22 protein-coding genes are annotated in these 19,808 nt (G+C 67.0%); 10 read left to right on the top strand and 12 right to left on the bottom strand.

What is annotated here, in order from left to right; all coding sequences use genetic code 11:
* Positions 1–5: 5 nt before the first annotated feature.
* The 4 genes from tatB to sigE form a co-directional block, all read right to left on the bottom strand.
* On the bottom strand, positions 6–404 hold the full coding sequence (tatB, locus tag C1A30_RS34410; RefSeq protein WP_101952629.1) for a Sec-independent protein translocase protein TatB: 399 nt from the start codon (positions 402–404) through the stop codon (positions 6–8).
* Positions 404–1,897 carry a S1C family serine protease gene (locus tag C1A30_RS34405; protein ID WP_101952628.1) on the bottom strand — a complete coding sequence of 498 codons (1,494 nt, stop codon included), beginning with the start codon at positions 1,895–1,897 and terminating at the stop codon, positions 404–406. Before C1A30_RS34405 ends, tatB begins: the two co-directional genes overlap by 1 nt.
* Before the next feature lie 71 nt (positions 1,898–1,968).
* Complete coding sequence (rseA, locus tag C1A30_RS34400) at positions 1,969–2,364, bottom strand: anti-sigma E factor RseA (protein ID WP_101952627.1); 396 nt, start codon at positions 2,362–2,364, stop codon at positions 1,969–1,971.
* 88 nt (positions 2,365–2,452) lie between these two features.
* Positions 2,453–3,214: an RNA polymerase sigma factor SigE gene (gene sigE / locus C1A30_RS34395; protein WP_101952626.1), complete on the bottom strand. Its 762-nt coding sequence runs from the start codon at positions 3,212–3,214 to the stop codon at positions 2,453–2,455.
* A gap of 179 nt (positions 3,215–3,393) precedes the next feature.
* Here sigE and C1A30_RS34390 point away from each other — a divergent pair, with 179 nt between their 5' ends.
* Positions 3,394–4,059, top strand: coding sequence for an O-methyltransferase (locus tag C1A30_RS34390; protein ID WP_101952625.1), 666 nt, complete (start codon positions 3,394–3,396; stop codon positions 4,057–4,059).
* A gap of 3 nt (positions 4,060–4,062) precedes the next feature.
* Here the strand turns inward: C1A30_RS34390 and C1A30_RS34385 are convergent, their stop codons facing one another.
* Entirely contained in the window at positions 4,063–4,743 is a 681-nt protein-coding gene (locus C1A30_RS34385) for a GAP family protein (protein ID WP_160112822.1), read from the bottom strand.
* Positions 4,744–4,888: 145 nt separating this feature from the next.
* Between C1A30_RS34385 and C1A30_RS34380 the strand changes: the two genes are divergently transcribed.
* The 8 genes from C1A30_RS34380 (at position 4,889) to C1A30_RS34345 (ending at position 12,290) form a co-directional block, all read left to right on the top strand.
* Positions 4,889–5,575, top strand: a complete 687-nt coding sequence (locus tag C1A30_RS34380) for a TetR/AcrR family transcriptional regulator (protein ID WP_101952623.1) — start codon at positions 4,889–4,891, stop codon at positions 5,573–5,575.
* Positions 5,547–6,479 carry an ABC transporter ATP-binding protein gene (locus tag C1A30_RS34375; RefSeq protein WP_200828505.1) on the top strand — a complete coding sequence of 311 codons (933 nt, stop codon included), beginning with the start codon at positions 5,547–5,549 and terminating at the stop codon, positions 6,477–6,479. Before C1A30_RS34380 ends, C1A30_RS34375 begins: the two co-directional genes overlap by 29 nt.
* Positions 6,476–8,089: an ABC transporter permease gene (locus tag C1A30_RS34370; protein WP_101952622.1), complete on the top strand. Its 1,614-nt coding sequence runs from the start codon at positions 6,476–6,478 to the stop codon at positions 8,087–8,089. The genes C1A30_RS34375 and C1A30_RS34370 overlap by 4 nt, the downstream gene beginning before the upstream one ends.
* A complete protein-coding gene (locus C1A30_RS34365) occupies positions 8,086–8,760 on the top strand; it encodes an isoprenylcysteine carboxylmethyltransferase family protein (RefSeq protein ID WP_101952621.1) in 675 nt (224 codons plus the stop codon). The genes C1A30_RS34370 and C1A30_RS34365 overlap by 4 nt, the downstream gene beginning before the upstream one ends.
* Positions 8,761–8,769: 9 nt before the next feature.
* Positions 8,770–9,444 carry an isoprenylcysteine carboxylmethyltransferase family protein gene (locus tag C1A30_RS34360; RefSeq protein WP_101952620.1) on the top strand — a complete coding sequence of 225 codons (675 nt, stop codon included), beginning with the start codon at positions 8,770–8,772 and terminating at the stop codon, positions 9,442–9,444.
* A gap of 9 nt (positions 9,445–9,453) precedes the next feature.
* The gene (locus C1A30_RS34355; RefSeq protein WP_101952619.1) at positions 9,454–10,302 is read left to right on the top strand and encodes a sigma-70 family RNA polymerase sigma factor; all 849 of its coding nucleotides are present in this window, start codon (positions 9,454–9,456) and stop codon (positions 10,300–10,302) included.
* A gap of 88 nt (positions 10,303–10,390) precedes the next feature.
* The gene (locus C1A30_RS34350; RefSeq protein ID WP_101952618.1) at positions 10,391–11,674 is read left to right on the top strand and encodes a DUF222 domain-containing protein; all 1,284 of its coding nucleotides are present in this window, start codon (positions 10,391–10,393) and stop codon (positions 11,672–11,674) included.
* A 28-nt stretch (positions 11,675–11,702) separates the two neighbouring features.
* The gene (locus C1A30_RS34345) at positions 11,703–12,290 is read left to right on the top strand and encodes a DUF4126 domain-containing protein (RefSeq protein WP_101952617.1); all 588 of its coding nucleotides are present in this window, start codon (positions 11,703–11,705) and stop codon (positions 12,288–12,290) included.
* Here C1A30_RS34345 and glgC read toward each other — a convergent pair.
* Positions 12,287–13,501 (bottom strand): glucose-1-phosphate adenylyltransferase, encoded by a 1,215-nt coding sequence (gene glgC / locus C1A30_RS34340; RefSeq protein ID WP_101952616.1) that lies wholly within the window; start codon positions 13,499–13,501, stop codon positions 12,287–12,289. The genes C1A30_RS34345 and glgC overlap by 4 nt on opposite strands.
* Positions 13,502–13,627: 126 nt before the next feature.
* On the opposite strand from glgC, the gene glgA reads away from it, so the two are divergent.
* Positions 13,628–14,791: a glycogen synthase gene (gene glgA / locus C1A30_RS34335; RefSeq protein WP_101952615.1), complete on the top strand. Its 1,164-nt coding sequence runs from the start codon at positions 13,628–13,630 to the stop codon at positions 14,789–14,791.
* A gap of 13 nt (positions 14,792–14,804) precedes the next feature.
* Here the strand turns inward: glgA and C1A30_RS34330 are convergent, their stop codons facing one another.
* The 6 genes from C1A30_RS34330 to fadD6 form a co-directional block, all read right to left on the bottom strand.
* On the bottom strand, positions 14,805–14,972 hold the full coding sequence (locus C1A30_RS34330) for a DUF3117 domain-containing protein (protein ID WP_003931055.1): 168 nt from the start codon (positions 14,970–14,972) through the stop codon (positions 14,805–14,807).
* A 106-nt stretch (positions 14,973–15,078) separates the two neighbouring features.
* Positions 15,079–15,669 (bottom strand): DNA-3-methyladenine glycosylase I, encoded by a 591-nt coding sequence (locus tag C1A30_RS34325; RefSeq protein ID WP_101952614.1) that lies wholly within the window; start codon positions 15,667–15,669, stop codon positions 15,079–15,081.
* Entirely contained in the window at positions 15,666–16,049 is a 384-nt protein-coding gene (locus C1A30_RS34320) for a DivIVA domain-containing protein (RefSeq protein ID WP_101952613.1), read from the bottom strand. The genes C1A30_RS34325 and C1A30_RS34320 overlap by 4 nt, the downstream gene beginning before the upstream one ends.
* Positions 16,050–16,082: 33 nt before the next feature.
* Positions 16,083–17,027, bottom strand: a complete 945-nt coding sequence (locus tag C1A30_RS34315; protein ID WP_101952612.1) for a glucosyl-3-phosphoglycerate synthase — start codon at positions 17,025–17,027, stop codon at positions 16,083–16,085.
* On the bottom strand, positions 17,024–17,848 hold the full coding sequence (gene folP, locus C1A30_RS34310) for a dihydropteroate synthase (RefSeq protein WP_235010420.1): 825 nt from the start codon (positions 17,846–17,848) through the stop codon (positions 17,024–17,026). Before folP ends, C1A30_RS34315 begins: the two co-directional genes overlap by 4 nt.
* A gap of 125 nt (positions 17,849–17,973) precedes the next feature.
* The gene (gene fadD6 / locus C1A30_RS34305; RefSeq protein WP_101952610.1) at positions 17,974–19,755 is read right to left on the bottom strand and encodes a long-chain-acyl-CoA synthetase FadD6; all 1,782 of its coding nucleotides are present in this window, start codon (positions 19,753–19,755) and stop codon (positions 17,974–17,976) included.
* Positions 19,756–19,808 lie beyond the last annotated feature (53 nt).

The following is a 19,808-nucleotide window of genomic DNA, read 5'->3' as shown; positions in this document are numbered from 1 at the left end:
CGAACTTAAGTGGCGTCGGCGTCGAACGGTGTCGTGGCAGGCGGCTCGGGCTTCGCGACCGGCTGAGGCGCGGGCGCCGACAGCGGCTTCTCCGCCGGTGGCTCGGATGCGTCGAACTTACCCGTGAAGATCGAATCATCGCCGTCGAGAAGGTGTTTCGTCAGCGCGGCCCGCGGTGTCATGCCCCGCAGCTTGGAAAGCTCGCTGAGCGGTTCGCGCAGATCCTCGAACTCAGGGCCGAGGTCGTCGCGCAGTTGGCTGGTGGCACCGCTGATGTAGTCGCGGGCCTGCCGCAGCGCGCCCGTCGTCCAGCGGATGGCACCGGGTAGCCGCTCGGGTCCCAGGATCACCAGCCCGGCGATCACCAGGACCAGCATCTCGCCCCAGCCGATGTTCGCGAACATCAGAGCGCCGGGTTGTCGGCGCCGGGCGTCACCATCAGGGTGACATGACGACCGTCGCGCACCACCTCGATGGGCGCCTCCTGACCAATCGTCAACTGGCGCACCGCAACTACGAATTCGTCGGCGTCGGCGACGGTGCGGTTGCCGACCTTGACGACGACGTCGTTCTCCAGGATGCCGCCCTTCTCGGCGGGCCCGCCCGCTTTGACGTTGGCGACCTGCGCGCCCGAGGCGATGTCGTTGCTGACCGAGCGGGCGGTCAGGCCGAGCGTCGGGTGCGAGATCTTGCCGTCCTTGATCAACGCCTCAACGACCTGCTTGACCTCGTTGACCGGGATCGCGAAGCCGAGGCCACTGGCGCTGTCGGACAACGATTTACCCGCGGTGTTGATGCCGATGACTTCGGAATTCATGTTGATCAACGGACCGCCGGAGTTGCCGTGGTTGATCGACGCGTCGGTCTGCACACCGTCGATGACGGTGTCGGTGTCCGAGCCGTCGCCGGACAGCGGGACCGGCCGGTGCAGCGCACTGATGATGCCGTGCGTGACGGTGCTGCGCAGGCCAAGCGGGGCACCCGCGGCGATCACCTCGTCGCCGACGGTCAACTTCTCGGAGTCGCCGAGTTTGGCCACCGACAGGTTGTCGACGTTGTCGACCTTCAGCACCGCCAGGTCAGTCTTCGGATCGCGGCCGACGAGGTTCGCAGGCACTTCCTTACCGTCGTTGAACACCACGGTGGTCTTGTACTGGCTCGGGTTGGCCGCCGCCTCGGAGATGACGTGGTTGTTGGTCACGATGTAGCCGCGCGGGTCGATGACGACGCCGGAGCCCTGCGAACCCTCCGAATCGCTGACGGCTTCGATTGTCACCACCGAATCAGCAATGGCCGCAGCCACTTTCGCGAACTGGCCTTCGGGAGGCGGGCCGTTGTTGCTGGTTTCGAGGCTGACCTTGGACGTGGTGAACGCCTCGACCACTTCGGCGGTCTTGCGGCCGATCCAGCCGCCGCCGAAACCGATCACCAACGCGACGATGGCCAGCACGGCCAGCGCGACGTAGGACACCTTGCCGCCGAACAACACGTCGCGCACGCCGACCTTGCCCATCGCGGCCGTCGACGGCGCGGGCGCGGACTGCGGCAGCGCGGGCGTGCCGAGCGCGGCGGCGGCGCCGGGATTGCGCCACGGGTCGTCCGCCTCGTCGAAGTCCTGGACGTCGCGTTCGGCCTCCAGCGCGCCGGCGTCGGCGGGGTGCCGCTGCAGCGAGTCACCGCCGGGGTGCGGCCTGCCGAACGCCTCGGCGAGCACCGGGTCGGCCTGTTTGTTGGTCGGCGTGTACTCGGCCTGGTCGCGGTAGCGCTCCAGGCCCGCGAAGGAACCGTTGACGCCGTCGGGCCGGCCGAACGCGCGACGCGACGCCGGATCGACGGGTGGACGGGACACAGGGCGCGGTTCGAGGCGCTCGCGCCCCGACTGGTCCAGATTGGTCACCCGTTCATCACCCTCTACTGGAGCGCCCACCCGAAACGTGGAGTCCGGCGCACGTCATTTTGCAAATCACCCTACCGGCGTTTACGCCGATACCGCGGGGTGCCGTCAGCGAACTGAGGCTGGTCTGGCTCCTCCGGCGGCTCGACCGGAGCGTGGTGCGGGATCTGGGACAACATGCCGAGAAGAGAGCTCGGCACGACGATCGACCCCGAGTCACGCAACGCCGCGCGGGCCTGCCGCTGCGCCTCGACCTCGGCTGCGCACTGCTGACACAGCGACAGGTGGTGCGCCGCGCGCAGATGGGCGGTCATCCGAAGCTCGCCGTCGACGAACGCCGCGACGGCCTCGATCGACAGGTGTTCGGTCGACCCGAACTGGCGCGGCCCGACCGGCGCGTCGCTCTGCGACGCGAACTGGGAGGGCAGCCAGGAGAATGCTCTGCGGAACACGTGTCCCGGGTCGACCATCGCCCCAGCTCCTCTCATATGGTCATGCCGCATCAACGGACCTGATTTGAATGTAGCGCGGCAGCCTGTGGGCCACACGTGCCAACGGTCAGGCCGTCTTGGCCGTGTCGGCGGAGTGACTGGCCAGATAGTCGCGCAGCGCCTGACGACCGCGGTGGATCCGGCTGCGCACGGTACCGAGCTTGACGCCCAACGTGGCGCCGATTTCCTCGTAGGACAGACCTTCGATGTCGCACAACACCACCGCGGCGCGGAACTCCGGCGGCAGGGAATCGAGTGCGGCCTGCAGGTCGGGGCCCAGCCGCGAATCGTGGTAGATCTGCTCGGGGTTGGGCTCGTCGGCGGGCACCCGGTCGTAGTCCTCGGGCAGCGCCTCCATGCGGATGCGGCCGCGCCTGCGGACCATGTCCAGGAACAGGTTGGTCGTGATGCGGTGCAACCAGCCTTCGAACGTGCCCGGCTGATAGTTCTGCACCGACCGGAACACCCGGATGAAGGTCTCCTGGGTCAGGTCCTCGGCGTCGTGCTGATTGCCCGACAACCGGTAGGCCAGCCGGTATACCCGGTCGGCGTGCTGACGCACGAGCTCGTCCCAGGACGGCATCGTGGTCTTGTCGCCGGTGGCGTCGAAGACAGCGGTACCGGTCAACTCGTCGGACGGCTCTACCCAATCGCCGTCCGTGTACTGCTCGAGGTGCGCCATGGACACCGGAGCCGCGGGGGCGTTCGAAACGGTGGTCGTCAGATCCTCCTGTTCACAGCCGTCACCGGTCATCGACGGCTCGATGTGCACGGGAACGCGCTCATCGCTGTTCTTATTCCCATAACGCCAGCGTCCGCCGTCTTCCATGCGAGTTACCGTCTCCGACCGGGGTGTGGCTGGCATATGAGCAAACTGAACTTTTCCTGAGAACCTCAGCTACCCATTTTCCCACCAGCGCAAACGAGTTTTCGCAGGCTGTGATTCTGCCGGACGGGCCCGGGCGTGTCGCTGCTGCGGGCCACCTGGCTTCGCTCTACGCTGCGGGCATGGCCGGCATCGACGACGTCATCGGGGGCGGACCGCAAAGCCGGCCCGATTCCATCGTCAGCCACGCCGAGGGCTCGATCTCCGAGGACGCCATCGTCGCCGCGGCCCGGGAGCGGGCCGTCGACATCGGCGCCGGTGCGGTCACCCCCGCGGTCGGCGCGCTGATCTGCGTGCTGGCCAAGCTGACCGGCGCCAAGGCGGTGGTCGAGGTCGGCACCGGCGCCGGCGTCAGCGGCCTGTGGTTGCTCTCAGGTATGCGCGACGACGGCGTGCTCACCACCATCGACGTCGAACCCGAGCACCAACGATTGGCCAAGCAGGCGTTCAGCGAGGCGGGTGTCGGCCCCGGACGCACCCGGTTGATCGTCGGCCGTGCGCAGGAAGTGCTGACCCGGCTGGCCGACGAGTCCTACGACCTGGTGTTCGTCGACGCCGATCCGATCGATCAGCCGCAGTTCGTGGAAGAGGGCGTTCGGTTGCTGCGGCCTGGCGGTGCGATCGTCGTGCATCGGGCGGCCCTTGGTGGACGAGCGGGCGACGCGAACGCCAAGGACGCCGAAGTCGTCGCGGTGCGTGAGGCGGCGCGCCTGATCGCCGAGGACGAGCGGTTGACGCCCGTGCTCATCCCGCTTGGCGACGGTCTGCTGGCCGCCGCCCGCGACTGAGACTCACGCGCCGGCCAGGTCGCGGATTCCGCGGCCGATCAGCATCGCGCCGATGAGCAGGAACAACACCATCATCACGGCTTTCTCGTTGGTCTGCAGCCAGCCCTTGATGCCGACGAGGCGGTCGCGGACCGCCTGCCCGCCCACCAGGTAACCCGCCACCGGAACCGTGATCGTCAGGGTCGACAGGACGACGAACGCGCAGGCCACCAGGACAGCCGTGGAGACGGGCAACCGCGCGGCGGCGATGTCCACCCCGGACAGGAATCCCACCGAGACGCTCGCCGGGTCGATGACGCTCACCAGGAGTCCCAGCCCCACCGAGCCGCTCGGAGTCAGCGCGTCGACCCGGCGTGTCAACGGGCTCGGCTTGGCGGGCTCGTTGCGCTGTCGCCACATCCGGTAGGCGAGCACCATCAGCACCGCGCCGATCACGATCCGGGCCACCGACATCGCGGGACGCGGGTGCTGGTGGTTCGCCAGCGCCGGATCGTCGAGCAACGAGAAGATCACCAGGCCGACGGCCACGATCGCGGCCAGACCGACGATGCGGCCGACGACGAACCCGATGCCTTTGGCCTTCGCGTCGTCGGAAACCAGGATGAGCATGATCGCGATGACCGGCAGCGGTCCCGCCGCCAGTGCCACCGCCAACGGCAGGATTTCCCCGATCGCTCTACCCACTTGGTCGCCGCCCTCCCGTGTTGCCACCTGTGACGTGGAGAAAGTACCCAGCAAAACCGGCCGGAGGCGGCGCGACACGTCTTTACGGATCTTTTACGGCCCTGGTCCTTGACGAGGCACTGAACGCGCGTTTAGCGTACTGAACATGCGTTCAGCACCGGACGATCGCACGGCCGTCGCGAGGATTCGCGATGCGGCGATCGAGCAGTGGGGTGAGCACGGGTTCAACGTGGGGCTTCGCAGCATCGCCGAATCCGCGGGCGTATCCGCCGCGCTGGTGATCCATCACTTCGGCTCCAAGGACGGACTGCGCAAGGCGTGCGACGACTACATCGCCGAGGAGATCCGCACCGGGAAGTCGGCCTCCATGCAGGCCAGCGATCCCGCCGAGTGGTTCAGGCAGATGTCCGAGATCGAGTCGTACGCGCCGATGATGGCCTACCTGGTGCGCAGCATGCAGTCCGGCAGCGACCTGGCGAAGATGATGTGGCAGCGGATGATCGACAACGCTGAGGGGTACCTCGAGGAGGGTGTGCAGAACGGCCTGCTCAAGCCCAGCCGGGACCCGCAGGCCCGCGCCAAGTTCCTCGGCCTGACCAGTGGCGGCGGATTCTTCCTTTTCATCCAGATGCACCCCACCCCAACCGATCTGCGCGCCGTGCTGCGTGACTACGGCGAACAGATGATCCTGCCTGCCCTCGAGATCTACACCGAGGGCCTGATGACCGACTCCACCATGTACGACGCATTCCTCGCGGCACGTGAAAAAGGTATTCCGTTCACATCCAACGAAGGAGAGCAGAATGACGACGGCATCCCTGCAACGGGCTGACATCGCGCGGTCGCAGCCCGCTGTCGAAATCCGGGGACTGTCAAAGTCTTTCGGCCACACCAAGGCTCTCGACGGTCTCGACCTGACGGTGGCACCGGGTGACATCACCGGCTTCCTCGGCCCCAACGGCGCCGGCAAGTCCACCACGATCCGGGTCCTGCTCGGCCTGCTGCGCGCCGACACCGGAACGGTTCGGTTGCTCGGCGGCGACCCCTGGCGTGACGCGGTTGCATTGCACCGACGCATCGCTTACGTGCCAGGCGATGTGACGTTGTGGCCGAATCTGACCGGGCTGCAGGCCATCGATTTCCTTGCCGGTCTGCGCGGCAACGGCGTCGACACCCGGCGCCGCGACCAGCTGATCGAGCGGTTCGAACTCGACCCGCACAAGAAGGCTCGCACCTATTCGAAGGGCAACCGGCAGAAGGTGGCGATCGTCGCCGCGTTTTCCACCAACGCCGAGCTGTACATTCTCGACGAGCCGACGTCAGGCCTGGACCCGTTGATGGAAAAGGCTTTTCAGACCTGCGTCGAGGAGGTCGCCGGCCGCGGCGCTGCCGTGCTGCTCTCCAGCCACATCCTGGCCGAGGTGGAGAAGCTCTGCGACAACGTCACGATCATCCGGTCGGGCCGCGCGGTGAAGTCCGGCACGCTCGCGGAGTTGCGGCACCTGATGCGGACCACCATCACCGTGCGCACCCGCGGTGATGCCCGTGGGCTGCACCAGCTTCCGTACGTGCACGACTTCACCGTCCAGGACGCCGCCGTCCGCTTCTCGGTGGACCGCACCGACCTGGATTTCGTCATGGAGCACCTGACCGAACTCGGCATCGAGGAACTCACGGTGACGCCTGCGTCGCTCGAGGACCTCTTCCTGCGTGAGTATCAGGGAGTGACACGATGACGACCGCAACCGTCGCGGGCCGGCACGAGGCCTTCCGGCCCGGGTCACCGTTCACCGGAGTCGCAGGCCTGCTGCGACTGGCCCTGCGCCGCGACCGGATTCGGCTTTCGGTGTGGATCGCGGCGCTCACGCTGATGATGGTGTACGCCCCGAACACGATCAAACTGGCCTATCCGGAAGAGGCGCAACGACTGGCGCGGGTCAACCTGCTCAAGACGCCCGCGGGAATGATGTTGGGCGGGCCGATGTTCGGCGGCAACGAGACGGACCTCGGCGCGATGATGGCCAACGAACTGATGCTCACGCTGATCGTCGCGGCATCGATTCTGTCGATCACCACGGTCATTCGGCACACCCGTGCGGAGGAAGAGAACGGCATCGCGGAACTGGTGCTGTCGTCGGTGGTGGGCCGCTACGCCCGCACCTACGCCGCGCTGATCCTGGTCGGCGGCGTGAACGCCGTGCTCGCGGTCACCATGACGCTGGCGATGGCGTCGACGGGCTTCCGCGTCGTCGACACCGCAGCGATGTGTCTCGGAATCACCGGGGTGGCCATGGTGTTCGGCGCGGTGGCCGCCGTGACGGCGCAGCTGTGGCGCCAGGCCCGCACCGCAACCGGAGCGGCGATGGGCGCGTTGGCGGTTGCCGCTTTGGTGCGCGGCATCGGGGACGTCATCGACAATTCCGGTTCGGCGTTGAGCTGGTTCTCCCCGATCGCCTGGGCACAGCAGATGCGTCCGTTCGTGGACCTGCGCTGGTGGCCGTTCGCACTGCTGGTGGGGCTCGCGCTGGCGCTGATGGCGCTGGCGGCCTGGCTGGAGGGCGGCAGGCAGTACGACGACGGCGTGATCCCGTCCACCGGCGAGAAGCCCAACGCGCGCCCGGTCACAGGCGTACTGGCGTTGCATCTCACCCTGCAGCGCGGCCAGACGATCGGCTGGACGGTCGGATTGTTCTTGGCGGGTTTGGCTTTCGGCTCGATGACGAAGTCGTTGCTCGACGCCGCCGAGGACAACGAGCTGTTTGCCAGGGTGCTGGCCGCGCAGGGCAACGATGGTGTGTACACGACGATGACGCAGTTCCTGGCGGCCGCCGCGACCGCGTACGTCGTCACCGCCGTGCTCCGGGTGTACACCGACGAGCAGTCCGGGCTCGGGGAGGCGGTGTTGGCCGGTGCCGTATCGCGGTGGCGGTGGCTGCTGACCGCGGTGGCCGCCGCGCTGATCGGGTCGGTGGTGTTGATGTTTTTCGCCGGCCTCGGCAACGGGCTGGGTGCGGGGCTGACGCTCGGCGAACCCGCCACCATCGTGAAGTTGACGCTGGCCGGTCTGGCCTTTGTCCCCGCGATGGCGGTCATCGCAGGCGTCGCGGCTGTCGCCGTGGCCCTTCGGCAGGCCTGGATCGGTTGGCTGGCAGTCACATTCGTCGTCGTGTCGCTGTATCTTGGCGCGCTGCTGCGGCTGCCGCGCTGGCTGATCGACCTGTCGCCGGTGGGCCGCACCACCGCGCCGTCGCACTATCCCGTCGTGGCGCTGGCGGTCATGGTCGTCGTCGCCGCAGCGCTGACAATGAGTGCCTGCTGGATCTACCGCAACCGGGATGCATTATGAGAACTGCATCGCAGGTCACGACGACATCCGTGCTGAGCCTTGCGCTGTTCGCGCTGGCGTTGTTCTGGCCCGCGGGAACATTCGACTACTGGCAGGCGTGGTTGTTCCTCGGCGTCTTCACCGCGCTGTCGGTGGTCTACACGGTGTATGTCGCCCTGACGAACCCGGCGGTGTTGCGTCGCCGGATGAACGCCGGCCCGCGGCACGAATCCAGGCCGGTCCAGAAGGTCGTCAGCGCCGGCGTGGTGCTGGCGTACTTTGCCCTGCTGGTCGTTTCGGCGCTCGATCATCGATTCGGCTGGTCGAACGTGCCGACGCCGCTGGTCCTCATCGGCAACGTGCTGGTGGTGGTCGGACTTGGTATCACCATGCTGGTCGTCATCCAAAACAGCTATGCCGCAGCGAATATCACCGTCGAGGCCGATCAGGCGGTGGTGTCCACCGGGCTGTACGGCCTGGTCCGGCATCCGATGTACTTCGGCGCGCTGGTCATGCTCGTCGGTGTCGCCCTGGCGCTCGGCTCGTACTGGGCACTGCTCGTCGTCGCGCTCGATCTGCTCTTGTTCGTAGTCCGCATCCTCGACGAGGAGACGGCGTTGACGGCGGAACTGACCGGCTACCGCGAGTACACCCGAAACGTGCATTCCCGCTTGGTGCCCTACGTCTGGTGAGGAGAAGTCATGAAGATCGCAGTGCAAACAGTGGCATCGGCGTTGTTCGGCGTCGCCTTCTTCGCCGTGCTGCTGTTCTGGCCCGCCGGCACGCTTGATTATTGGCAGGCATGGGTTTTCATCGCCGTCTTCATCGTGTCGACGATCGTGCCGAGTGTCTATCTGGCGGTGAAGAACCCGGCCGCGTTGCAGCGGCGGATGAAGGCAGGCCCGCTGGCCGAGGGCAGGGCCGTGCAGAAGCTCATCATCACCGCAACGATCGTGGCGGTCGTCGCGACGCTCGTCGTCAGCGCCCTCGACCACCGGTTCGGCTGGTCGACTGTGCCGACCCCGGTCGTGATCCTCGGCGACGTTCTGGTCGCCGTCGGGCTGGTCATGGCGCAGCTGGTGGTGATCCAGAACAGCTACGCGGCGGCGACCATCGCGGTGGAGGCGGACCAGAAGGTCGTCGACACAGGCCTTTACGGCGTTGTCCGCCACCCGATGTACGTCGGGACGCTGATCATGATGATCGGCACTCCGCTGGCGTTGGACTCGTACTGGGGTCTGCTCGCGATCGCCCTGGCGCTGCCGGTGCTCGCGGCCCGCATCGAGGACGAGGAGAAAATGCTCCGGCAGGAACTCGCCGGCTACGACGAGTACACCCGAAAGGTGCACTACCGGCTGGTGCCCGGCGTCTGGTGACGACGGGACATGTCCGAGAAGCTGTTCGAGGAGCACCGTCCACATCTGCGCGCCGTCGCCTACCGGATGCTGGGTTCGCTGACCGAGGCCGACGACGCCGTCCAGGAGGCGTGGCTGCGCTTCGACCGCACCGACGTCAGTGACGTGCGCAATCTGCGTGGCTGGTTGACCACCGTCGTCGCGCACATCTGTCTGGACATGTTGAGGGCACGCAGCGCGCGGTCCGAGGAACCGCTCGACGAGGCGCCGCCCGTCGCAGACGAGTCCGTCGACCCGGAAACCGAAGCGGTGCTTGCCGACTCGATCGGAGTGGCGTTGCTTGTCATCCTGCAGACCCTGAATCCCGCCGAACGGCTGGCGTTCGTGCTGCACGACATGTTCGACCTGCCGTTCGCGGAGATCGCACCGATCGTCGGCCGGACCGAAAGCTCCGCCGCGCAGCTCGCGTCGCGGGCCCGTCGCCGCGTGCGCGGTAAATCTCACGGCGACGCAACGGATTTGGCGAGTCAACGGCGACTCGTCCACGCGTTCTACGCGGCCGCCCGCGACGGTGACTTCGACGCGCTGCTCGGCGTGCTCGACAGCGACGTGGTGCTGCGCGTCGACGCCGCCGCGGCGGGCACCCCGACGACGTTGCGCGGGGCCCGCACCGTCGCAGCGAATGCACAGGCGTTCTCGGCCAACGCGCGGTTCGCCCAACCGGCGTTGGTGGATGACGCCGTCGGCATCGTCGTCGCCCCGAAGGGCAAGTTGGCGTTGGTGCTGTGCTTCACCGTCGTCTGCGAGCGGATCACCGAGATCGACATCGCCGCGGACCCGCAGCGCCTTGGCCGGTTCCGTTTCGCTGTGCTCGACTGATCGCCGGGACGCGAACCCAGGCGATGTGTCACCGATGTCCTGAGACATAAGCCTTGACGGGCCAGCGGAATCAGCTATACTCGAACATGTGTTCGAACTATTTGCGAACGTCGACCCGGACGCCGATGAGGCGGCCCTGGTCGTGGGCATCGCTGAGCTCGAACACATCAAGGCTGTCGCTGCTGCCGGCCAGGCGCGGCTGACTGCAGCACTCGACCTGAAGCGTCGGGCCCGCGAAGAGGTCGAGGGCATACCCGCGGCCAACCGCGGCAAGGGTCTGGCCAGCGAGATCGCACTGGCTCGCCACGACTCCCCTAACCGCGGCAATCGCCATCTCGGCTTCGCCAAGGCTCTGGTTCACGAGATGCCCCACACCCTGGCAGCATTGGAGGCCGGCGCGCTCTCCGAATGGCGGGCCACCCTGATCGTGAAGGAGTCCGCGTGCCTGAGCATCGAGGATCGCGGAAAGCTCGACGTGCGGATGTGCGCAGATCAGTCTGAGCTCGAGGGCAAGGGCGACAAGACAATTGAGGCCGACGCCAAATCCATTGCCTACGAACTCGACCCGCAGGCTGTTGTCGACCGCGCTGTGCGCGCGGAGTCAGAGCGCAGTGTGACCGTGCGTCCGGCACCGAACAACATGTCCTCTGTGACAGTGCTGCTACCGATGGCGCAGGGGGTCGGGATCTATGCCTCGCTCAAGCGCGCCGCCGACACCACCTTCGACGACCGATCCCGTGGTCAGGTCATGGCCGACACGGCTTACGAGAGGATCACTGGTCGCCCCGCGGACGTCCCCGTCCCCGTCGCGATAGACCTGGTGATCTCTGATGAGACGCTGCTCGGCGGCGACACCTCTCCGGCTCGGGTCCAGGGGCACGGGCCGATCCCCGCTGCCATCGCCTGCCACCTGGCGAGCAGAGCTATCGCCGACGAACGCTCCAAGGCCACTCTGCGTCGGCTCTACCGCCATCCTGCCTCGGGTGCGCTGGTGGCTATGGAGTCGCGGGCTCGCTTGTTCCCCAAAGGACTCGCGCAGTTCATCGCATTCAGGGACGACACTTGCCGAACTCCCTACTGCGACGCGCCGATCCGCCACACCGACCATGCGAATTCGCACGCCACAGGTGGCGAGACAAACGACCTCAACGGACGGGGCGCCTGCGAGGCCTGTAACTACGCGAAAGAGGCTCCCGGTTGGCGGATCACCACGAAGCGCGATCGGGACGGCACACACATCTCCGAGGTCACCACGCCCACCGGAGCCCGCCACAAATCGAAGGCACCACCATTGCCGGGCAGGCTGCGATCCCCAGTGAGCAGCATCGAAATCGCGTTCGCCGACGAGATCGCCTGGCGCAACGCCGCCTGACTGACCTCTACACACCCATACTGACTAAATGGAACTGCTGACCGGCTTCGGGCTGGCCACCGCGGCGGGGCTGAACGCCTACATCCCGCTGCTGGCGCTCGGCCTGCTGTCGCGGTTCACCGACCTGGTCACCTTGCCGCACGGCTGGGCCTGGCTGGAGAACGGCTGGGTGATGACGATCGTCGCGGTGCTGCTCGCCGTCGAGGTCGTCGCGGACAAGATTCCCGCCCTCGACAGCGTCAACGATGCGATCCAGACGTTCGTCCGGCCGACAGCGGGCGGCATCGTGTTCGGTTCCGGCACCGCCGCACAAACGCCCGCGGTGACCGATCCCGGCGCGTTCGCGCAGTCGGGTCAATGGGTCCCGGTCGCGATCGGGGTGGTCACCGCGTTGGTGGTGTCGCTGACGAAATCGACGGTGCGGCCCGCCGCCAACGTCGCCACCGCGGGCGTGGCCGCGCCGGTGCTGTCCACGATCGAGGACGTCGCCAGCGTGGGTCTGGTCTTCCTGGCGATCCTGGTACCCGTGCTGGTGTTGATCGCCGTCGTCGCGCTGATATGGGCGGTGGTACGGATCGTGCGTCGTCGACGACGACGCAAAGCCGAAGCTACCTAGATCCAGACGCCCTTACCGACCGCGACCACGCCGCCCGCGCTGATCGCGAACCGCTCGCGGTCCTTCTCCAAGTCGACACCGACCATCTCGCCGGGCCCCACGACGACGTTCTTGTCGAGGATCGCGTGGCGCACCACCGCGCCGCGGCCTATCCGGGTGCCCGGCATGATCACGCTGCCCTCGACGATCGCCCCGTCGTCGACGACAACGTTGGACGACAGCACCGAATTGCGAACGGACGCAGCCGAAATGATGCTGCCCGCGCCGACGACCGACTCCTGCGCCGAACCGCCGTTGACGAACTTGGCGGGCGCGAGCATTTCCGACTCGCCGCGGATCGGCCACCGCTTGTTGTAGAGATTGAACACCGGATGCACCGACACCAGGTCCATGTGGGCGTCGTAGAACGCGTCCAACGTCCCGACGTCGCGCCAGTAGCCGTGGTCGCGTTCGGTGGCGCCGGGCACCTCGTTGTTGTGGAAGTCGTACACCGCGGCCATGCCGTCGGTGACCAGCCGCGGGATGATGTCACCACCCATGTCGTGGTCGGAGTGGTCGTCGTCGGCGTCGGCGCGGATCGCGTCGATCAGCACCTTGGTGGTGAAGATGTAGTTGCCCATCGACACGAACGTCGACTCCGGGTCGTCGGGGGTGCCCGGCGGGTCGGCAGGCTTCTCGACGAACTCGCGGATGCGTCCGGACTCGTCGGCGTCGATGCAGCCGAACGCGCTGGCCTCCGCCCGCGGCACCCGGATGCCCGCGACCGTGGCTCCCGCGCCGCTCTCGATGTGGAATTGGACCATCTGCTCGGGGTCCATCCGGTACACGTGATCGGCGCCGAACACGACGATGTAATCGGGATCCTCGTCGTAGATCAGATTCAGCGACTGATAGATCGCGTCGGCCGAACCGGTGTACCAGCGCGGGCCGAGCCGCTGCTGGGCGGGCACCGGGGTGATGTACTCACCGGCCAACCCGGACAGCCGCCAGTTCTGCGAGATGTGGCGGTCCAGCGAATGCGATTTGTATTGGGTCAGCACGCAGATACGCAGGTATCGCGCGTTCACCAGATTCGACAGCACAAAATCAATCAGCCGGTACGCGCCGCCGAAAGGAACCGCCGGCTTGGCGCGGTCGGCCGTCAGCGGGTACAGCCGCTTGCCTTCCCCGCCGGCCAGGACGATGCCAAGCACGTGTGGCAACTCCCTCATGAATCAAACCTATCCGCAGGTGCACGTGGCTGCCAGCCATTGCGTGCTATTGATCGGTTTTGTCAGTCAAGGTATTTGGCGTATTGGCGGTCGAATAAACCTCCGGCAGCTACTACGGTCGTCACTATGCGGGTGGCGATGATGACTCGGGAGTATCCACCCGAGGTCTACGGCGGGGCAGGCGTCCACGTCACCGAACTCGTCGCGCAACTGCGCCACCTGTGTCAGGTCGACGTGCACTGCATGGGGGCGCCCCGGCCGGGGGCGTTCGTGCACCAACCCGATCCGGCGCTCAAGGGCGCCAATCCGGCGTTGTCGACGCTGTCGGCGGACCTCGACATGGTCAACGGGGCGTCCAACGCCACCGTCGTGCATTCGCACACCTGGTACACCGGGCTGGCCGGCCACCTGGCCGCGCTGCTGTACGGCATCCCGCACGTGCTGACCGCGCATTCGCTCGAGCCGATGCGGCCGTGGAAGGCCGAACAGCTCGGCGGCGGCTACCGGGTGTCGTCGTGGGTGGAGAAGACCGCGGTGGAGGCCGCCGACGCCGTGATCGCGGTCAGCTCTGGCATGCGCGACGACGTGCTCAAGACATATCCGGCGCTCGATCCCAACCGGGTGCACGTGGTGCGCAACGGGATCGACACCGATGTCTGGTATCCGGCCGCCCCGGAGCCGGGCGACTCGGTGCTCGAGCAGCTCGGCGTCGACATGACCCGCCCGATCGTGGCGTTCGTCGGGCGGATCACCCGACAGAAGGGCGTCGCACACCTGATCGCGGCGACGCATCACTTCGCCCCCGAGATCCAGTTGGTGCTGTGTGCGGGCGCCCCTGACACCCCAGAGATCGCTGCCGAGGTGACGTCGGCGGTGCAGGAGTTGGCGCGCGCCCGCAGCGGCGTCTACTGGGTCCGCGAGATGCTTCCCATCGGCAAGATTCGCGAAATACTCTCGGCGGCCACCGTTTTCGTCTGCCCCTCGGTGTATGAACCGTTGGGCATCGTGAACCTGGAGGCGATGGCCTGCGCGACGGCGGTGGTCGCCTCCGATGTCGGCGGCATTCCCGAGGTGGTCGCGGACCGGCAGACGGGTCTGCTGGTGCACTACTCGCCGGACGACCCGGCGCTGTTCGAGCGGCAACTCGCCGAGGCGGTCAACTCGTTGGTGGCCGACCCGCAGCGGGCCCGCCAGTACGGCCAAGCCGGCCGCCAGCGCTGCATCCAGGAATTCTCCTGGGCGCACATCGCCGAACAGACTTTGGAGATCTACCGAAAAGTGTCTTCGTAGGCGGTAGGCGCGCCTAGCTGGTGACGCCCTTGAGTTCGTCGCCGAGGGCGGCCGCTTCTTCGGGGGTCAGTTCGACGACGAGTCGCCCACCGCCCTCCAGTGGTACCCGCATCACGATGCCGCGCCCCTCCTTGGTTGCTTCCAGTGGACCGTCGCCGGTCCGGGGCTTCATCGCCGCCATCGAGTGCTCCCTCCACATGAGCTGGCCCGCTCGGGCTGTTGATCTTCTCCTATTGTTCCCTATCCGCGGGGTTCGGTGTGCAAAGACCCGGCTATGACCGTCGATATCATGCGGCTTTGATGGCCGGGACCCAGCAGTCGGCGGTGTGGTCGTCGACCATTCCGGTGGCTTGCATCAACGCGTAGGCCGTCGTCGGGCCGACGAATTTGAAGCCTCGGCGCTTCAACTCCTTGGCCATCGCGGTCGATTCGGGCGTCACCGCGGGCACCTGGGACAGGTCGGCGGGCCGCGGCCGTGGCGGCGGCGCGAACGACCACAGCAACTCGCCGAGATCAACGTCCAGGTCGGCCAGCGCGCGCGCGTTGGCGATGGTGGCTTCCACCTTCATCCGGTTGCGCACGATCCCGGTGTCGGCCATCAGACGGTCGATGTCGCGTTTGGTGTAGCGGGCGACGCGCTCGGCGTCGAACCCGTGGAACGCGCGTCGGAAGTTCTCCCGCTTGCGCAGGATGATCAACCACGAGAGCCCGCTCTGGAACGCCTCGAGGCTGATCCGTTCGAACAGCGCGGCGGAATCGCGCAGCGGACGGCCCCACTCGGTGTCGTGGTAGTCCCGGTACAGCACGAAATCGTCTGGCGCCAAACGTGATTGGTCGATCCAGCCGCATCGGATGCGCCCGTCGTCGGCGACGGTCACGCGTCGTCCTCGCCGGAGGGCAGTGCGTGGGCGCCCTCGTGCTCGCCGACGTCTTCCATGTCGTCGATGTCGTCGATGTCGTCGTGGATGCCGTTGGCCGCGCGCACCGCGGCGAGTTGACCGCGAAGCAGGTCGAGTTCCTGACCGAGTCGGTCGAGCACCCAGTCCACCTCGCTGGTCTTGTAGCCGCGCACGGTCTGGGTGAACTTGACGGCGTCGACGTCGGCGCTGGTGACGCCCGAGGCGGGCAGCACCGTCGCGGTGGTGGCGCGCGGCAGCGGCGGCAACGACTCACCGCGGCCGAACAGCACGCTGCCGAGGCCGAACAGCACGACGGCCACCAGGATCAGCACGACCAGATAGAGCAGAACCAGGGTCACACGTCGATATTGCCGGATGTCTCCGACAGGTCGCTAACTGCGCAACGTGTTCATCGGCGGCCGGTCCGCCAGCGACACCGCCGAGGTGCGCGGGGTGTAGTCGTCGCCGTCGGCGAAGAACTGGGTCAGCGCCACTCCGGAGTCGGGTACGCCGCAGCGCGACAGCAGGGTCGCGATGACCTGGCGGCTCATCGACGCGAGTTCGGTCAGGGGCCGGTTGCGGTGCGTGCGCACCCCCAGGTTGACCTGGGCGATCGCGTCGAGGCCGAGCCGGTCGTAGGTGTCGATCAGCAGCCCGATCTCGACGCCGTAGCCGGGTGCGAACGGCACCGAGGTGAGCAGCTCACGGGTGCCGGCGTACTCGCCGCCCAGCGGCTGCAGCAGGCAGCTCAGCTCGGGTCGCAGCGACGCCAGCAGCGGACGCGCAACCAGTTCGGTGACGCGGCCGCCGCCGTTGGCGTCCTCGCTGCCGCTGACCTTCAGGGGCCGCCGGTAGAAGCCCTTGACCAGGTGCACCCCGTCGGTGGTCAGCAGCGGGCCGACCAGCTTGGGCACGAACATCGGGTCGGGGTCGATCAGGTCGGAGTCGACGAACACGATGATGTCGCCGGTGGTGGCGGCCAGCGAACGCCACAGCACCTCGCCCTTGCCGGGTTGCGGCTCCACCTCGGGCAGCGCGACCTCGCGGCTGACCACCCTGGCGCCGGCGGCGATCGCGCGGATCTCGGTCTCGTCGGTGGAGCCGGAGTCCAGCACGATCAGTTCGTCGACGAGCCCGCCGAGCAGCGGTGTGATGGTCTCGACGACGCTGCCGACGGTTTCTTCCTCGTTGAGGGCGGGCAGCACCACCGAGATGGTCCGGCCGGCCTTGGCGGCGACCAGTTCGTCGACCGTCCAGGACGGCCGGTTCCAGGTGTGGTCGGCCAACCATCTGCCGGTGACGACGTCCGTCCCCGGCAATTCAGGTGTCAGTGTCATGACAGTCCCCTCACTGTGCGCGCCGGCGGCCGCACGCCCTGAATCGACGCGACCATTTCCAGCACGCGCCGGGTGGGGCCGACTTCGTGCACGCGGAACATGGCAGCCCCTTCCGCCGCGGCCAGAGCGGTCGCGGCCAGGGTGCCCTCCAGGCGCTCGGTCAGTCCCACACCCAGAGTCTCCCCGACGAAATCCTTGTTGCTCAGCGCCATCAGGACGGGCCATCCAGTGTTTACAAGGTCTTTCACATGGCGCAACAAAGTAAGACCGTGGTAAGTGTTCTTGCCGAAATCGTGGGTGGGGTCGATCAACACCGCATCTCTGGCAACGCCGACGGCCACCGCACGCTCGGCTGCGGCGGTCACCTCCGCGATCACGTCGTCGACGACACCACGTTCGGAAATACCGTAGTTGACCCGAAACGGCCGGGTCCGTGGCGTGGCACCCCCGGTGTGCGAGCACACCAACCCGGCGCCGAATTCGGCCGCGACCTCGGCCAGCGCGGGGTCGGCGCCGCCCCAGGTGTCGTTGATCAGGTCGGCACCGGCCGCGCAGGCCTGCTTCGCCACCTCGGCGCGCCAGGTGTCGACGCTGATCACCTGGTCGGGAAACGTGTCGCGCAGCCACTCGATGAACGGAACGACGCGGGCGATCTCCTCGTCGATGCCGACGGTCTCGCCGGGGCCGGCTTTCACACCGCCCACGTCGACCACGTCGGCGCCCTCTTCGACCACCCGGTGCGCGGCCGTCTTGGCGGCCTCGTCGGTGAAGGTGGCGCCGCGGTCGTAGAACGAGTCCGGTGTGCGGTTGACGATCGCCATGATCAAGGCGCGATCGGCGGCCACCGGACGACCGCAGAAGGTGGACAACACGCCTTCCAGGCTACGGGCCTGCGATTTGGGTGTGTTCAGTCGCGGGCAGCGCGACCCAGCACACCGAAATCGCGCTAGTTCTTCGGCCGCTTACCGTCGACGACCTCTTTCGGGTACTCGTCGTAGAACGGCACGTAGCCCTCGTCGCGGCCGGCCAGCACGTAGATCGGATCCTCGACGTCGGAGTCGTAGCCCTCCTTGCGGAGGTCGACCTTCTGGCTCTTGAACGTCGAGGTGTGCGCCAACTCCCCGACGACGCGGACGAACAGCGGCACCGCATACCCGGGCAACCGCTCGTAGCCGGCCTTGGCCAGCGCCTTGCCGTCGAACTCCTCGCCCTCCTTGAGCTGGATCGCGGCCATGCCCGCGCGGCCGCCGGCGCCTTCCACCTCGACACCGAACACCGTGCATTCCTCGACCTGCGGATCGGTGGACAACGCGGCCTCGACCTCGGTGGTGGCCACGTTCTCACCCTTCCAGCGGAACGTGTCGCCGAGCCGGTCGGTGAACGCCGCATGCCCGAAGCCCTGCGAGCGCATCAGGTCGCCCGTGTTGAACCACACGTCGCCGTCGCGAAAAGCGTTGCGCACCAACTTCTTTTCGGACTCTTCCTTATCGGTGTAGCCGTCGAACGGCTGGAAGCTGCTCACCTTCGACAACAGCAGTCCGGGTTCGCCGGGCTTCACCTTGCGGACGCGGCCGTTCTCGTCGCGCACCGGTTCGCCGGTGTCACCGTCGTACTCCACGAAGGCCACCGGCGACGGGCAGATGCCGGTGGTCTTGTCGAGGTTCAACACGTTGACGAACGCGGTGTTGCCTTCCGAGGCGGCGTAGAACTCGCATACCCGCTCGATGCCGAACCGCTGGGTGAAGTCGTCCCAGATGGAGGGCCGCAACCCGTTGCCCGCGATCACCCGCACCTTGTTGTTGCGGTCGGTGTCCTTCGGCGGCTGGTTGAGCAGATACGCGCAGATCTCCCCGATGTAGACGAACGCCGTCGCGTCGTAGCGGACGACCTCGTCCCAGAACTTCGACGCCGAGAACGACTTGCCAAGCGCCAGCGTCGCACCCGAGTTCAGCACCGACGACAACGCGACCGTCAACGCGTTGTTGTGGTACAGCGGCAAGCAGCAGTACAGGGTGTCGTTGCTGGTCAACCGCATGCCAAGGCCGCCGAAGCCGGCCAGCGCGCGCAGCCACCGGTAGTGCGTCATCACGCTGGCCTTCGGCATGCCGGTGGTGCCGGAGGTGAAGATGTAGAACGCCTTGTCCTTGGCCAGCACCGCAGCGGTGGTCGGCGGGTTGTTGGTGGGCGCGGTCGCGGCAAGTCGCTGCAGTTCCTCGACGGTCATCAGGCCGGCGGTGTCGGCGCCGCTTTCGGTGATCGGCTCGATGAAGTCGGTTTCGGCGACGACGGCCTTGGCGCCGAGCAGACCGAAGCTGTGCTTGAGCACATCGCCACGCTGGTGGTAGTTGAGCATCCCGGCGATCGCACCGCATTTGACCGTGGCCAGCATCAGCAGCACCGACTGCGGCGAGTTGCGCAGCATGATGCCGACGACATCGCCGTGCCCGACGCCGCGGGCGGCCAACACGGCGGCGTAGCGGTTGACCGTCTCGTTGGCCTCCCGGTAGCTGAGCTGCTCGTCACCGAACTTGATGAAGATCTTGTCGCCGTAGCGGGCGGCACGGTCCTGGAACACCTTGCCGATCGACGTCTTGGCCGACGGTCGCGCGCCGAAACCGGTGATCACACCGTTCAAGATCGTCGGCAGATCCATCAGGAGCCCCGGCACTTGACTGGCGATGTCCAGCAGCCCGACGCTGCTGCGAGTCCCCGACTTCTCGTCGCTCATTGAAATGCGTTCCCCTCGACTGTTCTGTTGTGGCACACCCTAACCAGGGGTGG

Source organism: Mycobacterium sp. 3519A, from assembly GCF_900240945.1.
Lineage (GTDB): Bacteria > Actinomycetota > Actinomycetes > Mycobacteriales > Mycobacteriaceae > Mycobacterium.
This window is presented reverse-complemented; position numbering and strand designations above follow the sequence as displayed.

Excerpts from the sequence above, each read along its gene's own strand:
- folP (WP_235010420.1), bottom strand. The coding sequence starts at position 17,848 with ATGGCGATCGTCAACCGCACACCGGACTCGTTCTACGACCGCGGCGCC.
- C1A30_RS34330 (WP_003931055.1), bottom strand. The coding sequence starts at position 14,972 with ATGGCGGCGATGAAGCCCCGGACCGGCGACGGTCCACTGGAAGCAACC.
- C1A30_RS34365 (WP_101952621.1), top strand. The coding sequence starts at position 8,086 with ATGAGAACTGCATCGCAGGTCACGACGACATCCGTGCTGAGCCTTGCG.
- tatB (WP_101952629.1), bottom strand. The coding sequence starts at position 404 with ATGTTCGCGAACATCGGCTGGGGCGAGATGCTGGTCCTGGTGATCGCC.
- C1A30_RS34355 (WP_101952619.1), top strand. The coding sequence starts at position 9,454 with ATGTCCGAGAAGCTGTTCGAGGAGCACCGTCCACATCTGCGCGCCGTC.
- glgC (WP_101952616.1), bottom strand. The coding sequence starts at position 13,501 with ATGAGGGAGTTGCCACACGTGCTTGGCATCGTCCTGGCCGGCGGGGAA.
- sigE (WP_101952626.1), bottom strand. The coding sequence starts at position 3,214 with ATGGAAGACGGCGGACGCTGGCGTTATGGGAATAAGAACAGCGATGAG.
- glgA (WP_101952615.1), top strand. The coding sequence starts at position 13,628 with ATGCGGGTGGCGATGATGACTCGGGAGTATCCACCCGAGGTCTACGGC.
- fadD6 (WP_101952610.1), bottom strand. The coding sequence starts at position 19,755 with ATGAGCGACGAGAAGTCGGGGACTCGCAGCAGCGTCGGGCTGCTGGAC.
- C1A30_RS34315 (WP_101952612.1), bottom strand. The coding sequence starts at position 17,027 with ATGACACTGACACCTGAATTGCCGGGGACGGACGTCGTCACCGGCAGA.
- C1A30_RS34370 (WP_101952622.1), top strand. The coding sequence starts at position 6,476 with ATGACGACCGCAACCGTCGCGGGCCGGCACGAGGCCTTCCGGCCCGGG.
- C1A30_RS34380 (WP_101952623.1), top strand. The coding sequence starts at position 4,889 with ATGCGTTCAGCACCGGACGATCGCACGGCCGTCGCGAGGATTCGCGAT.
- C1A30_RS34375 (WP_200828505.1), top strand. The coding sequence starts at position 5,547 with ATGACGACGGCATCCCTGCAACGGGCTGACATCGCGCGGTCGCAGCCC.
- rseA (WP_101952627.1), bottom strand. The coding sequence starts at position 2,364 with ATGGTCGACCCGGGACACGTGTTCCGCAGAGCATTCTCCTGGCTGCCC.
- C1A30_RS34345 (WP_101952617.1), top strand. The coding sequence starts at position 11,703 with ATGGAACTGCTGACCGGCTTCGGGCTGGCCACCGCGGCGGGGCTGAAC.
- C1A30_RS34390 (WP_101952625.1), top strand. The coding sequence starts at position 3,394 with ATGGCCGGCATCGACGACGTCATCGGGGGCGGACCGCAAAGCCGGCCC.
- C1A30_RS34360 (WP_101952620.1), top strand. The coding sequence starts at position 8,770 with ATGAAGATCGCAGTGCAAACAGTGGCATCGGCGTTGTTCGGCGTCGCC.